Source organism: Xanthobacter tagetidis (assembly GCF_003667445.1).
Lineage (GTDB): Bacteria > Pseudomonadota > Alphaproteobacteria > Rhizobiales > Xanthobacteraceae > Xanthobacter > Xanthobacter tagetidis.
In genome coordinates this window covers 53,717-66,796 of sequence record NZ_RCTF01000017.1, presented here as the reverse complement: position 1 = coordinate 66,796, position 13,080 = coordinate 53,717, and the positions used below count along the sequence as shown (strand labels likewise).

The 13,080-nt window shown below is 70.5% G+C and carries 10 protein-coding genes; 3 read left to right on the top strand and 7 right to left on the bottom strand.

Annotated elements, in window-relative coordinates:
• The first annotated feature begins 87 nt into the window (after nt 1–87).
• The 3 genes from D9R14_RS17905 (at nt 88) to D9R14_RS17895 (ending at nt 5,166) form a co-directional block, all read left to right on the top strand.
• On the top strand, nt 88–471 hold the full coding sequence (locus tag D9R14_RS17905) for a response regulator transcription factor (RefSeq protein ID WP_121624713.1): 384 nt from the start codon (nt 88–90) through the stop codon (nt 469–471).
• 231 nt (nt 472–702) lie between these two features.
• Nucleotides 703–3,396 carry a bifunctional acetate--CoA ligase family protein/GNAT family N-acetyltransferase gene (locus D9R14_RS17900; protein ID WP_121624712.1) on the top strand — a complete coding sequence of 898 codons (2,694 nt, stop codon included), beginning with the start codon at nt 703–705 and terminating at the stop codon, nt 3,394–3,396.
• A gap of 414 nt (nt 3,397–3,810) precedes the next feature.
• Nucleotides 3,811–5,166 carry a putative bifunctional diguanylate cyclase/phosphodiesterase gene (locus D9R14_RS17895; protein WP_170168663.1) on the top strand — a complete coding sequence of 452 codons (1,356 nt, stop codon included), beginning with the start codon at nt 3,811–3,813 and terminating at the stop codon, nt 5,164–5,166.
• 37 nt (nt 5,167–5,203) lie between these two features.
• On the opposite strand, the gene D9R14_RS17890 is transcribed toward D9R14_RS17895, so the two are convergent.
• The 7 genes from D9R14_RS17890 to D9R14_RS17860 form a co-directional block, all read right to left on the bottom strand.
• Nucleotides 5,204–5,692 carry a GlcG/HbpS family heme-binding protein gene (locus D9R14_RS17890; protein ID WP_121624710.1) on the bottom strand — a complete coding sequence of 163 codons (489 nt, stop codon included), beginning with the start codon at nt 5,690–5,692 and terminating at the stop codon, nt 5,204–5,206.
• A 34-nt stretch (nt 5,693–5,726) separates the two neighbouring features.
• Nucleotides 5,727–6,677, bottom strand: a complete 951-nt coding sequence (locus tag D9R14_RS17885; RefSeq protein WP_121624709.1) for a polysaccharide deacetylase family protein — start codon at nt 6,675–6,677, stop codon at nt 5,727–5,729.
• 59 nt (nt 6,678–6,736) lie between these two features.
• Nucleotides 6,737–7,834, bottom strand: coding sequence for a hypothetical protein (locus D9R14_RS17880; RefSeq protein WP_121624708.1), 1,098 nt, complete (start codon nt 7,832–7,834; stop codon nt 6,737–6,739).
• Between the two features lie 19 nt (nt 7,835–7,853).
• Nucleotides 7,854–8,462, bottom strand: a complete 609-nt coding sequence (locus D9R14_RS17875; RefSeq protein ID WP_121624707.1) for an Isoquinoline 1-oxidoreductase subunit — start codon at nt 8,460–8,462, stop codon at nt 7,854–7,856.
• Nucleotides 8,463–8,472: 10 nt separating this feature from the next.
• Nucleotides 8,473–8,988, bottom strand: coding sequence for a (2Fe-2S)-binding protein (locus D9R14_RS17870; RefSeq protein ID WP_121624706.1), 516 nt, complete (start codon nt 8,986–8,988; stop codon nt 8,473–8,475).
• A gap of 13 nt (nt 8,989–9,001) precedes the next feature.
• The gene (locus D9R14_RS17865) at nt 9,002–11,842 is read right to left on the bottom strand and encodes a xanthine dehydrogenase family protein molybdopterin-binding subunit (RefSeq protein ID WP_121624705.1); all 2,841 of its coding nucleotides are present in this window, start codon (nt 11,840–11,842) and stop codon (nt 9,002–9,004) included.
• Between the two features lie 360 nt (nt 11,843–12,202).
• The gene (locus D9R14_RS17860; protein WP_121624704.1) at nt 12,203–13,012 is read right to left on the bottom strand and encodes a helix-turn-helix transcriptional regulator; all 810 of its coding nucleotides are present in this window, start codon (nt 13,010–13,012) and stop codon (nt 12,203–12,205) included.
• Nucleotides 13,013–13,080: the final 68 nt, after the last annotated feature.

The following is a 13,080-nucleotide window of genomic DNA, read 5'->3' as shown; positions in this document are numbered from 1 at the left end:
GGCGCGCGGTTTTGCCGGACGCTACCTGTTTGCCTTCACCGGCCACGTGCAACCCTACGAGCGGGTCGTGGGAAGGGATGAGAGGCGATGACCGGCGAGGCGAAGTGCTGGATTGTCCACGTGGTGGACGATGACATGGCGGTCTGCAGTTCCCTGAAGTTCGCCCTGGAGATCGAAGGCTTCTGCGTGCGCACCTATGCCAGCTCGCGGGAGCTGCTCGACGCCGAGATTTCGTGCCGCGGCTGCATGATCGTCGACTACAATCTCCCGGGTCTGAACGGGCTCGACCTTCTCAACGAGCTGGACCGGCGCGACGTGAAGCTGCCGAGCTTCCTCATCACTTCGAATCCGGCCGCCCATGTGCGGCGCCGCGCCGACCACCAGGGTGTCGCGATCATCGAGAAACCCCTGCTCGGCAACCAGCTCAGCGAGGCGGTGCGCGACAGCTATTGCCGCTCGCGCCCCTGCTAGCGCCGCCGGCAGGAAACCCGGGTTCAACCAAAGCGCGCCCCGAGAACGCGCTGCCCAGAAGCCGAAGTCCAGGAAACGCCGCCGCCGTACTGCCGCGCAGGCGGTCGCTGCCGGCCCTTGAGCTTCCTCAAGGGCAAATCGTGCGGACACGCACGCACGGCCGTCTTACCTTTGGGGCATAGTCCGAGCGCCAATGCCGGCGGCCGCGCCGCCGCACCAGCGAGGCGAGACATGACCACGCGCAATCTCGACGCCTTGTTCCATCCGGGCGCCATCGCCCTGGTGGGCGGCAGCAACCGGCCCGGATCCATCGGCGCGGTGATCGCCCGGAACCTGTTCGAAGCGGGGTTCCAGGGGCCGATCCTCACGGTCAATCCCAAGGAACGGGCGATCCGCTCGTCGCTGAACTATGCCTCGGTGGCGGACCTGCCCATCGCGGTGGATCTCGCGGTGGTGGCGACGCCGCCGGAGACGGTGCCGGGCGTGATCGCCCATCTCGGCGAGAAGGGCTGCCGCGCCGCGGTGGTCATCACCGCCGATTTCGGTGAAGGCGCGCCGGCCGATGGACCGGGCCTGCGCCAGAGAATGCTCGATGCGGCACGGCCGCACCTGCTGCGCATCGTCGGCCCGAACTGCCTCGGCTTCATCTCCACCGGCCCGCGCATCAATGCCAGCTTCGCCCACCTGATGCCGGCGAAGGGCGACGTGGCCTTCGTCTCCCAGTCCGGCGCCATGGCCACCTCGGTGCTCGACTGGGCGAGCGCGCGCGGGTTCGGCTTCTCCCACATCGTCTCGCTGGGCGACAAGGCGGACGTGGATTTCGGCGACCTGCTCGATTTCCTCGCGCTCGACAATTCCACCCGCGCCATCCTGCTCTATGTCGAGAGCATCACCGATGCCCGCAAGTTCATGTCCGCCGGGCGGATCGCCGCGCGCGCCAAGCCGGTGATCGTCATCAAGGCCGGGCGCACCGCCGCCGGCGCCAAGGCGGCGCAGTCCCACACCGGCGCGCTGGCCGGCGCGGATGCGGTCTACGACGCCGCCTTCCGGCGCGCCGGCATGCTGCGCGTGAGCGAGCTGCGCGAGCTGTTCGAGGCGGTGACGACGCTCTCCTGCGGCATCCGCCTCGCCGGCGACCGGCTGGCGGTGCTCACCAATGGCGGCGGCGCCGGAGTGCTGGCGGTGGACGCGCTGGAGGGCACGCCGGGGCGCCTCGGCAGCCTCTCCCCCGCCACCATGGAGGCGCTCGACACGGTGCTCCCGGCGGGCTGGTCGCACGCCAACCCGGTCGACATCGGCGGCGACGGACCGGGCGTGCGCTATCGCGACGCGCTGGCGGCGCTCCTGGCGGACAAGGGATCGGACGCCATCCTGGTGCTCCACTGCCCCACCGCGGTGACCGACAGCGGTGCGGCCGCGGAGGCGGTGATGGGCCTGCTGGAGACGCGCCCGCGCGCGCCGGTGCTCACCTGCTGGCTCGGCGAACAGACGGTGGCGCAGGTGCGGCGCAAGTTCGCGGCCCGGAAGATCCCCACCTACGAGACCCCGGACGAGGCGGTGCGCGCCTTCGCCCACCTCGTCTCCTACCAGCGCAACCAGACCCTGCTGATGGAGACGCCCCCGGCCCGCACGTTCGAGGAGCCGGACCGGGGCCGGGCGCGCCAGGTGGTGGACGCGGTGCTCGCCACGGGCCGCAGCGCGCTCACCGAGTTCGAGGCCAAGGCGGTGCTCGCCGCCTACGACATTCCGGTGGTGGACACCCGCATCGCGGCCACGCCCGAGGAGGCCGGGCGGCTCGCCGAGGAGATCGGCTGGCCGGTGGTGGTGAAGGTGATCTCGCACGACATCACCCACAAGTCCGACGTGGGCGGCGTGCGGCTCGATCTGCACAGCCCCGCCGCCGTGGAGGACGCCTGCCGCGCCATCCTCGCCTCGGTGGAGGAGAGGAAGCCCGGCGCGCGGGTGGAGGGCTTCACGGTGCAGCAGATGATCCGCCGGCCGAACGCGCAGGAGCTGATCGCCGGCATCGCCAACGACCCCACCTTCGGTCCGGTGGTCCTGTTCGGCCAGGGCGGAACCGCGGTGGAGGTGATCGCCGACCGGGCGGTGGCGCTGCCGCCGCTGAACGGCGTGCTGGCCCGCGAGATGATCGAGCGCACCCGCGTCGCCAAGCTGCTGGCCGGCTACCGCGACCATCCCCCCGCCGACATCGACGCCATCGCCGGCACGCTCATCAAGGTCGGCGAGCTGCTCGCCGACCTGCCGCAGATCGCCGAGCTGGACATCAACCCGCTGCTCGCCGACGAGCACGGCGTGATCGCCCTGGACGCGCGCATCGTCGTGCACGAGGCGAAGGTGAACGGCACCGACCGCTTCGCCATCCGCCCCTATCCGGCGGGCCAGCAGCGCCAGATCGTGCTGGCCGACGGGCAGGTCCTGGCGCTGCGGCCGATCCGGCCGGAGGACGAGCCGGGCCTCGTGGACGTGGTGCGCCGCTCCGACCCGCAGGACGTGCGCATGCGCTTCCTCGGCTCGGTGAAGGACTTCCCGCACCTGATGGCGGCGCGCCTGTCGCAGATCGATTACGACCGGGAGATGGCCTACGTGGCGATCGAGCCGTCGGGCGAGATCTGCGGCGTGGTGCGCATCATCGCCGATCCGGACAATGAGGAGGCCGAATACGCCATCATGGTGCGCTCGGACATGAAGGGCCGCGGCCTCGGCTACCGCCTCATGACCGAGATCCTCGACCATGCGCGCAAGCGCGGCCTGAAGCGCGTGTTCGGCGACGTGATGCGGGAGAATCTGCCCATGCTGCACATGGCCGAGGACCTCGGCTTCCGGATGCGGCCGGGCAGCGAGGACCCCTCCATCATGCGGGTCGCGATCGACCTTGCGCCACCGGCGGCAGCCGGCCACCGGTGACATTCGGGGGTAGCCCTGCACAAAAAGCGGCCGCACTCGCGCGGCCCAATCCCGGCCGGCACCGCCGCCGGAGACGCGAAAAGCCGCCCGGTAACAACCTGTTAAGAAAGCGCACCGGAATTTGAGCCCGGCGCAGGGCGGGCATGAGGCTTGACCTCGGCACCGGCGCGACCGATATCCGCGCTTGCCACATGGACGGCCACAGCCCACCATGGGACAATTAGGTCGGTGTGCGTCGGTTCGAGTCCCGGGCTCGAATCATTGACGGAAGTCTTGGGCTCGATACTTGGCGCTGTCCAGGAGCGTGGAGCGCCGACGTCCGGCCGCAGGATCAGGACCGGCGGCCACACCGTCGAGCAAGCGAGCCGCCGGACGATCGGCATGGCGGCCCAACAAACGGATCGAGCGAGGAGAATGGCGACCGAGGCCACAGAGCAGCTGGGAGGACCGTGGCGGTCGGAATATCTGGCCCTGCACGACCCCCTGACCAACCTGCCGAACCGGCTCCTGATGATGGAGTTCCTTTCGGGCGCCCTCGGCACGGCCAGCGAGGGCGATCGGACGGTCGCGGTGCTCGCCATCGACCTCGACAATTTCCGCGCCATCAATGAGAGCTTCGGCCTCAATGCCGGCGACGCCATCCTGTCCGAGATCGCGCGGCGCCTGCGCCGCTGCGTGCGCGACAACGACCTGGTGGCGCGCACCGGCCCGGACGAGTTCGTGCTCATCGCTACCGGCGTGACCGGCCTGAAGACCATCGAAGGCCTGTGCCGCCGGCTCCAGGACGCCATCAACGTGCCGGTGAACCTGTCCGAGGGTACCTCCTATCCCCAGGTGGCCATCGGCATCTCGCTCGCGCCGCTGGACGGGCTCGATGCGGACGAGCTGGTGCGCAGCGCCGAGCGGGCGTTGGAGCGCGCCAAGTCCGACGGGCCGGGCGTCTGGCGCTTCTATTCCGCCGACATGAACGACGAGGCGAGCGGCCTGCGCTCGCTGGAGGGCGACCTGCGGCGCGCCATCACCTCGGACCAGTTCGTGCTGCTGTTCCAGCCGCGCTGGAACACGAAGACCCTGGAAATCCTCGGCGTCGAGGCGCTGATCCGCTGGGACCATCCCCAGCTCGGCCGGCTCGCGCCGGACGAGTTCGTACCACTGGCCGAAAAGAGCGGGCTGGTGGTCCCGCTCGGCGAATGGGTGCTGCGCAAGGCCTGCGACACGATTTCGCGCCTGCCTCAGCTCAATGTCTCGGTGAACGTCTCGGTGGTGCAGTTCCGCGGCGGCGAGCTGGTCGGCGCGGTGGAAGCCGCGCTCAAGGCGTTCGACCTGCCGGCCCACCGGCTGGAGCTCGAAATCACCGAGAGCGTCCTGATCGAGAACACCGACAAGGCGCTGGACATCCTGATCCGCCTCAAGGGCCTGGGCGTGCGCCTGTCCATGGACGATTTCGGCACCGGCTATTCCTCGCTCGGCTATCTGCGCACCTTCCCGTTCGACGCGCTCAAGATCGACCGCCGCTTCGTCGGCGACCTCGACCAGAGCCGCGGCGCGCTCGCCATTGTCCAGGCCATCGTCGGGCTCGGCCGGGCGCTCGGCATGCAGGTGGTGGCGGAGGGCGTCGAGACCGAGAGTCAGCTCGAATGCCTGCGCAACGACGAGTGCGACGAGGTGCAGGGCTTCTTCCTCGGCCGCCCCATGACCGAGGAAGCGCTGCTGGACTTCATCTCGGCCCACGGCCTCGCCCAGCAGCAGAGCCACGGCTTCGCGAACTGAGCCGCGGCGCGCCGGCGCCGATGCCTGTTGACGATCCCTATTTCAGCAACGCGGCGGCGGCGTCGAGGCCCGCCTGGGCGCAGGCCTCGTCGGTCGCGCCGCCGGGCGAGCCGGACACCGCCACCGCACCCAGCGCGTCGCCGTCCAACATGATCGGAAGGCCGCCTTGCGCCGGCATGATGTGCGTGAGCAGCACCAGCATGTCGCCGGAGTCCTTGCGCACCCGCTGCTCGACGGCGGCCGAGGGCCGGCGGTAAGTCAGCGCCGTGAACGCGCGCCGGTAGCTGTTCTCGATCGCGTGCGGCGGCGCGCCGTCGCCGCGAAGATGCACCAGGATCTGTCCGTCGCGCCCCACCACGGCGACAGCGACCTTGTAGCCCTGCGTCGAGCAGCGCTCGGCGGCGGTGGTGGCGATGGTCAGCGCCGCCGCGAGCGAAAGGTCCTTGTGGACGATCAGCTGCGCGTGCAGCGGCGGCGACCAGAGCGCCGTCGCCATAAAGGCGGCCATCATCGTGCGGGATGCCATGGGCTATGTTCTCCTGGGTTCGGCCGGCCGGCGCCTAAAACGGCTGGCCGGCGGCCCGCATCACCGCCTCGGTGTCGGCGAGCCAGACCTGATCCATCCCCTTGAGCGCCTCCAGCACCCGGCGCATGGCGGCGGCGCCCGCCGGCGTGCCGATCACGAACGGATGCAGGCCGATGGCGACGATGGTCGCCGGGCGGCCGGGATCGGCCTTCGCCTCGCGTGCCATCTCGCCCACATAGTCGATCCACAGCCGCTCCAGATCGCTCGCCTCCTTGAAGCGCGAGAGGTACTGGCCCATGTCCACGACGCTCGGCGGGTAGGGGATGAGCACCAGCGGCGCCGGCCTGGTGTCGAGCCGGGAGAGCAGGTCCGAATCCATGCCGTCGAGCGTGTAGCGGATGCCCTCGGCGGCGGTGGCGGCGAACGTCTCGGCGTCGGGATAGACGCTCGGGCTCGACCAGCCCATGGCGCGCACGCCGGTCGCCGCCTCGATCATGTCGAGGGTCTTGCGGATATAAGCGCGCTGGGCGGCCGGGCCCTCGGCGAGCGGCAGCAAATCGGTGGAATTGTTGAGCCCGTGGGCGAGGATCGGCGCCTGCGGCACCAGCGCGCGCAGCGTCTTCCAGGTCTGCGGCTGGGCGGTGGGGAACTGGGCGTTCAGCGCCAGGCTGAGCGGAACCCCCATCTCCTGGAACAACCGGCCGGCGCGCGGCAGGCCGAAATTGATCGCGTACTGCCGGAAGCCTTCGTCCACGAGGTCGGGCTTGCGGGAGGTCATGTCGGGCCGGAAGTTCGGCCCCTGGCCCTGGCCCCACACCTCCACATAGAGCACGAACACCACCGCCACCTTCTTGCCGCCGGGCCAGGAGGCGACGGCGATGTCCTGGCGCGGCAGGCCGGTGATCCAGTCCGGCCCGCTCTGGGCGCAGGCGGAGGCGGGCGCCAGCAGAGCGGCGAGGAGGAGAGCGAGGGTGCGCAGGCGCATGGGTCAGGCCTCGGCACGGGGGGGAATGCCCGGGAGCGCGCGACCCCCGGGCGGAACGGTCAGCGCAGGTCGTCGAGCGAGGCGGGGCCGGAGCCGCCGGAGATCAGCGTCGGCCACTGCTTGGAGCCGAACGGCACCGCGGGGGGCAGGAACGGCTCCCTGCCGCGCGCCTTCATTTCCGAGATGATGGTCTTGCGCGCGTCGCCTCCCATCAGCTCGTAGTCCATCAGCCGGTCGCTGTTGAAGAACAGGCCGCCCACCGTGCGGTCGGAGATGATGCGCACCAGGGAGGTGAGCATGTCGTCCGGCGTGGTGGTGAAGGAGATGGTCTCGATCAGCATCAGCCGGTCGTTGATCGCCTCCGGCCCGAAATACTGGGCCAGCACGCTGAACAGCACGTTGTTCTGGCGCGCCACGTAGATGGTGTTGCTCGCGGCATAGACGTTGTCGAAATTGCCGCCCAGCTCCTGCTTCCAGCCGTCGAGCACGCCCATCCAGTGCTTCACCTGCGTCTGCGCCGCCCAGGAGATGGCGTGGCCGAGCACCGGCGCCTGCTTCTTGGCGAACGCCTGGACCGCATCGAGCGTGATCACGCCCTTGGCGATGCGGTCCTCCATGAAGGCGATATTGTTCTCCAGGATGGCGCGCGAATTGGCGCGCCACTCGTCCGGCATCTCGGCCGCGCCGATGCCGTCGAGCGCGCTCTTCATCTCGGTGAGGTAGGCGCGCATGGGCGCGACCCAGCTCTTGTCCTGCGGATTGTCGATGAACGGCAGCACCACCTCGGACACCGCCATGGTGCTGTGGCCCAGCGACTTCATCACCTGGTACACCTTCGGCACCGAGGGCGCCTCCAGCGGCGGCTTGCCGGGCCGGTAGAGGATCATCCGCCCGCCCGCGCCCGAGAACAGGGCCAGGATCACCGGGTGCTGGTCGAGGATGTTCGAGCGGAAGATCTTCCCCGCATTGGCGTAAAGCTCGAACATGGAGATGTTCAGCTGGAGCACGTCGCGGTTGGCGAGCTCCTGCGCCGTGGGCGGCTTCAGCTGCCCGGAGATCGGCTTCATGTAGGCCGGCAGCTCGGCGGCTTTGGCGCCGGCGAAGGGCGCCGCGGCGAGCGCCGTAGCGAGCGCCAGCGCGACAGGTAAGCGTGTCATCGTTTCCTCCTCGTCTCGATCAGTTCGGGCAGGCGGCCCCGGTCTGCGCCCACGCCTTGACCAGGGCCTTGGCCTCTTCCTGCGTGCCGGGGGCGGGCGTGCGGTCGCCGCCCGGCGCCCAGGCCCAGCCCACCAGCGTGTCGTCGCCGATATGGGCGATCAAATCGTCGACCGAGCGCCCGCCATTGCGCGCGGGGTCCTTGATCTGGAGGCAGATCTCGCGGACGGTCTTGCCCTCCCAGGCCATGGAGGCGGGGGCGAGCTGCCAGTGCGGATGACCCGGCATGCCGGCCGGCTTGAAGCCGCTCTCGCGATGGCACATGGAGCACCGGAGGCTGGCGAGGCCCTGCCCGTCCGGCCCGCGGAACACCGGCGGCTGGTGCAGGCGGGCAGCGTCGCCCTGGCGCGGCCGGTCGGTGGCGGGATGACAGTTGGTGCAGCGCGGGCTGGTGAGCACCTTGCTCAGCTCGCTGAAATAGGCGGCCGAGCGCGCTTCGGGGTCGGCGATGCCGGCGAACGCCTCCGGCGCGGCCAGCGTGCCGCCGGGCGGAGAGGCGGCGCGGCCCTGCGCCGGGAGCAGCAGGGCGGCGGCCAGTGCGAGAAGCGCCATGCGCAGGAGGGGTGTCATGCGCCGCCCCTCAGGTCAGGAACCGGCCGGGATCGGCCAGGATCACGTCGCGCACCGCCTCGTGGTACTTCACATAGCCCGAACATCGGCACAGGTGCCCGTCGAGCGCCTCGGTGACGGTGCGCTCCAGCTCGGCGCGCGGGATCGGCGCCTTCTCCAGCCGCTCCAGCAGCACCTGCCCCTCATTGAGGAAGCCGGGCGTGCAATAGCCGCACTGGAACGCGAAATGGCTGATGAAGCTCTGCTGGAGCGGCGTCAGCGCGCCGTCCTTGGCGTGCCCCTCCACGGTGCGGATCGCCTTGCCGTCAAAGTCGGTGGCGGCGATCACGCAGGTGGGCATGGTGGCGCTGGTGCCGTCGCCGGCATCGACGATCACCGCGCAGCTCAGGCACTGGGCGGCGCCGCAGCCGAACTTGGTGCCGGTGAGGCCCAGCACCTCCCGCAGGAAGTCGTTCATGGACAGGTCGGCGCGCACCTCGATGGGTCCGTGGGCGCGGCCGTTGATGGTCAGCGAGATCGCGGGCACAGGCAGCCTCCCCTCACAGGACGCGCCGGACGTCGTCCGGCGTCACGGGCAATGCGGAAAAGCGCTTTCCGGTGGCGTCGGCGATGGCGTTCAGGATCGCCGGGACCACCGGGATCATCACCACCTCGGCCATGCCCTTGGGCGGCTCGTTGGGCGCGACCGGCGGCAGGATCTCCACCTCCAGGGCATGGACCGGCAGGTCCGAGCCGCGGGCGACCACATAGTCGCCGAGGTTCCAGCGGCCGTTGCCGGGGCCGTCCTCGAACGGCGGCAGGTTCTCCAGCAGCGCCTGGCCGAGCCCCATGGCGAAGCCGCCATGGGCCTGGCCGCGCACCACTTCGGGCGCCAAAGCGTGGCCGCATTCGAGCACGCTGTAGCCGCGCGCAACCCGTACGGCGCCGCTCGCCCGGTCGATCTCGACCCTGACCAGCGTGCCGCAGCCCGAGACGAAGGCGGTGCCGATGCGGTTGTAGCTCGCCGGCGGGAAGGCGACGAAGCTGCGGTCGAGCACCTTGAACGGCCCCTTGCCGCGGCGCACCGCGAGCGCGTCGAGGTCGGCCGCCCAGTTGAAGCCGTCGAGCGGGAACGCCGCCTGCGCCCAGGCCCAGCGCGAGAAGGCGTGGGCCATGGTGCCGGTGAGCGCGCCCATGGCGTGGGCCTTGGCGGCAAGGTCCGGCTGCGCCAGAGGCGGCAGGCCGGACATGATGAGCATGCCGTCCTGCCAGTAGGCCTCCTCCCACAGGAAGCGGCGCGGGTCGTTCTTCCGGATGCCCCACATCGCCAGCGCCGCCGGCCACAGGCCGAAGCGCAGGAGGATGCGCGCCGCCTCGCCGGCCGCCTGGGTGCCCACATGGGCGCCGATGGAGGCGCTGGTGGCGGAGGAGATGGCCGGCACCCAGCGCGGGTTCTTCGCCGCCTTGTCCTGCGCCGCCTGGGTGATGGTGTAGGGATCGCCCGAGGTGACGAGGCCGAGCGCGCCGAACGCGTCGATGCGCGCCACCGAGACCTCGTCCGCCACCCGGCCGAGATACTGCGCCACCCGGTTCGCCATGGCGGTGCCGATGCCGTTGCCCATCTCCACCGCGTCGCAGACGATGCGCACGCGCCCGTCCGGCTCCAGCTCCACCCGGCCGAGCGCGCAGTCGGCGCCGGTGCCGTAGTCCTTCACGCACAGAGCAAGGCCGGTGCCGACGAGGGTTCCGGCGGGCGCCGCCGCCTTCGCCGCGGCGCGGCCGCGCCACAGCGCGTGGGCCTCCATCTTGTCGAGCAGCTCCGGGGTGCGCACCGAGACCGTCCAGGGATTGCCGGCCATGGAGCGCCCGCCCGTCTTCAGCAGGTTGCGCCGGCGCAGGGTGACGGGGTCGATGCCGAGCGCGGCCGCCGCCTCGTCCATCAGCGTTTCGAGCGCGACGGTGGTCTGCACCACGCCGTAGCCGCGCATGGAGCCGGCGGTGACGCCGCGCGTGTGCTCGGCCACCGTGGTGACGTCCACCTTGGGCACGTCGTAGGCGCCGATGGCGGAGGTGGCGGAGACCACCGCGACGCTGGCCGAATAGTTGGCGAGCCCGCCGCCGTCGAGCACGTGGTCGGCGGCGAAGGCGCGGATGCGCCCCGTGGCGCGCTCGAACGCCACCTTGGAGCGGATGTCGAAGGCGTGGCGCTTGATGCCGCCCTGGAACTGCTGGAACCGGTCATGGGCGAGCCGGATCGGGCGGTTCGGCAGGAAAATGGCGGCGAGCGCCACATAGAGCGGGAAGGGGGTGTGGTCGCGCCCGCCGAAGCCGCCGCCGAGATGGGCGAAGCGCGTGTCGATGCTCTTCGGCCGGACCCCCTCCTTGGCGGCGCCGAACATGTCGCCCAGCGCCTCCGCCGCCTCCAGCGGCGACTGCACGCCGAGCGCCAGCCGGAGCGCCCTCGCCTTGGGATCGTACCAGGCGAGGCCGCATTCCGGCTCCAGGAACATGGGGTCGATGGACTGGGTGCGGAAGCTGCGGTCGAGCACCAGAGCGGCCGGATCGGCGGCGGCGATGCCGGCGCGGATCGCCTCGCCGTAGGTGGCGCCCTTCTTGTACTGTCCGCCTTCCGCGATGGGCAGAGGCTGCCAGACCGGCCGCCCTCCGGCCTCGAAGACGCCGGGGCTGATCCAGCCCTCCATCAGCGGGGAATAGACGTCCGGCGCGTCGGGCGTCGGGCCGGCGACGCGGGTGAAGCGCATGGCGGCATAATTGGGCCGGGCCAGCGCCCCGGTCTCGGCGCCGAAGACGAGCGGGCTCTTCTCGCGCAACAGGACGCGGGCGCGGTCGAAGGCGTCGAAGCGCTCGAACAGCAGCAGCGCCGCCGGCTGGCCGAGATAGAGCGGGGTGGTGCCCACCGGGCACAGGAGGTCGCCGGCATAGAAGGGCGGGCCCTTGAGGCCGGCCTGCGCCAAGTCCTGTCCGGTCACCACCACCGTGGGCTTCAGGTCGCCGTCGAGGGCGCCAAGGTCGATGCCGGTGAGCACGTGGGTGGCGTCGGCCGCCCGCACCAGCAGGGCATGGGCCGTGGTGGCGGGCCAGCCCTCCATGTCCGCGGCGCGGAAGTCGGAGACGTAGAGCTTGGCGCCCGTGACCTTCGCCACGGCATCGATCCGCCCGTGCCCGGCCGCCGCCGGATTGGGCCGCGCGCGGCCCGGCAGGGTCTGCGTATCGTCGAACGCGGCCGCCATGGCGACCGGAAGCCGCGACAGGCTGAGCGCGATGCCGCCGGCGGCGCTCCATTTCAACACGTCCCGCCGCGACGGTTCCGTCACTGGATGCCCCCCCTGTGATGCCAACGGCGACGCGCCGAAGCCGCGGGAGCCCCGCGAGCTTCCCATGCGTACGCTTTGTTTTAGAAGAAAACGATTTTTCTTTTCGACGGCGGACTGAAAGACTTGTCGACGGTTACATCATACAGGCGATTGGTCGCCCAAACCCTCCAAGGCCTTGCGGGCGAAGGTTGAAGCGCGTGGCGGCGCGGGGGCTGATCTTGGACTGCTGACGGAGTTATCAGCCGAGCACGCAGGAATCCGGGTAGCAGACCGGACGGGTCCCTGACTATTCCCACATTTGAGGGATAGAGTCTTTCGCAGTGCAAGATAAACCGCGCCGTGCCGCCGTTCGTCCAAGAAGCGGCGCAGCAAAAGCCGGCGGCTCTCCGTTCCGGTCGGCGGGATCGAGGTACCTCAGACCGCGCGCTACCGGTCGCCGCCGTCGCCCATCTGGAAGCGCCGCAGCAGGGTGGCGTGGGAGGTGACGCCGAAATGGCGGTAGAGCGCCTTCTGGTACTGGGCGACGGTGTGCTCGGACAAGGACAGGTTCGCCGCCATCTCCTTGCGGCTGCGCCCGTCCAGCAGCAGGTTCAGCACCAGGCGCAGCCGCGGGGAGAGGCGCGGCACCGAGGCGCCGCGGTCCTGCGGCCAGCCCTGCTCGTGCAGCCACGGCAGCTCGGTGAGCAGGATGTGGGCGATGCGCGATTCGCGCTCCGAGAAGTCCGACGCCCCCTGCCGGCGATACAAGGCGATGATGCTGACCGCCCGGTCGTCGATCGGGCGCAGGGAGAAGATGAAGGGGCCGATGTCGGCCGCGCGCAGGTGCCCGTCCACACCGGAGGCGACGAACGTCGCCTCGTCCACCACCTGCTGCCGGAGGCGCGTGACGTGGGTGTCCTTGGTGCGCATCTCGGTGAGCAGCCGTTCCGAGGTCCACGCCATGTCCGGGTGGCTGGCGGCGAGCAGCAGGCGGGTGTAGCGCGCCTCGTCGAACCCGCCATGGGCCATGCCGAGATAGACCGGCTGCGCGCCCGGCTCGGCGAAGCAGCCGAGGCTCCAGGTCCAGGCGTCGGCATCGATCAGCCGGCAGATGCCCTCCACGAGCTGCCGCTTTACGCTTGAGAAATCCTGGCGCGAGACAATCACGTCGCCGAGCAGCCGGACGATCTCCCGCACGTCGTCCTCGCCGAGCAGCGGCACGGCGTCGTCGGGCATGGGGCCGATATCGCGGGTCATCGGGCACTCGCTGTCGCAGGGCTCCGTCCTTGTGTGGCGGCTGGGCGGTCGATTGGCAAGCCGGACCG

What these genes read in the sequence shown, in the direction of transcription:
- D9R14_RS17905 (WP_121624713.1), top strand. Translation starts at nt 88, where the DNA reads ATGACCGGCGAGGCGAAGTGCTGGATTGTCCACGTGGTGGACGATGAC.
- D9R14_RS17900 (WP_121624712.1), top strand. Translation starts at nt 703, where the DNA reads ATGACCACGCGCAATCTCGACGCCTTGTTCCATCCGGGCGCCATCGCC.
- D9R14_RS17895 (WP_170168663.1), top strand. Translation starts at nt 3,811, where the DNA reads ATGGCGACCGAGGCCACAGAGCAGCTGGGAGGACCGTGGCGGTCGGAA.
- D9R14_RS17890 (WP_121624710.1), bottom strand. Translation starts at nt 5,692, where the DNA reads ATGGCATCCCGCACGATGATGGCCGCCTTTATGGCGACGGCGCTCTGG.
- D9R14_RS17885 (WP_121624709.1), bottom strand. Translation starts at nt 6,677, where the DNA reads ATGCGCCTGCGCACCCTCGCTCTCCTCCTCGCCGCTCTGCTGGCGCCC.
- D9R14_RS17880 (WP_121624708.1), bottom strand. Translation starts at nt 7,834, where the DNA reads ATGACACGCTTACCTGTCGCGCTGGCGCTCGCTACGGCGCTCGCCGCG.
- D9R14_RS17875 (WP_121624707.1), bottom strand. Translation starts at nt 8,462, where the DNA reads ATGACACCCCTCCTGCGCATGGCGCTTCTCGCACTGGCCGCCGCCCTG.
- D9R14_RS17865 (WP_121624705.1), bottom strand. Translation starts at nt 11,842, where the DNA reads ATGGGAAGCTCGCGGGGCTCCCGCGGCTTCGGCGCGTCGCCGTTGGCA.
- D9R14_RS17860 (WP_121624704.1), bottom strand. Translation starts at nt 13,012, where the DNA reads ATGACCCGCGATATCGGCCCCATGCCCGACGACGCCGTGCCGCTGCTC.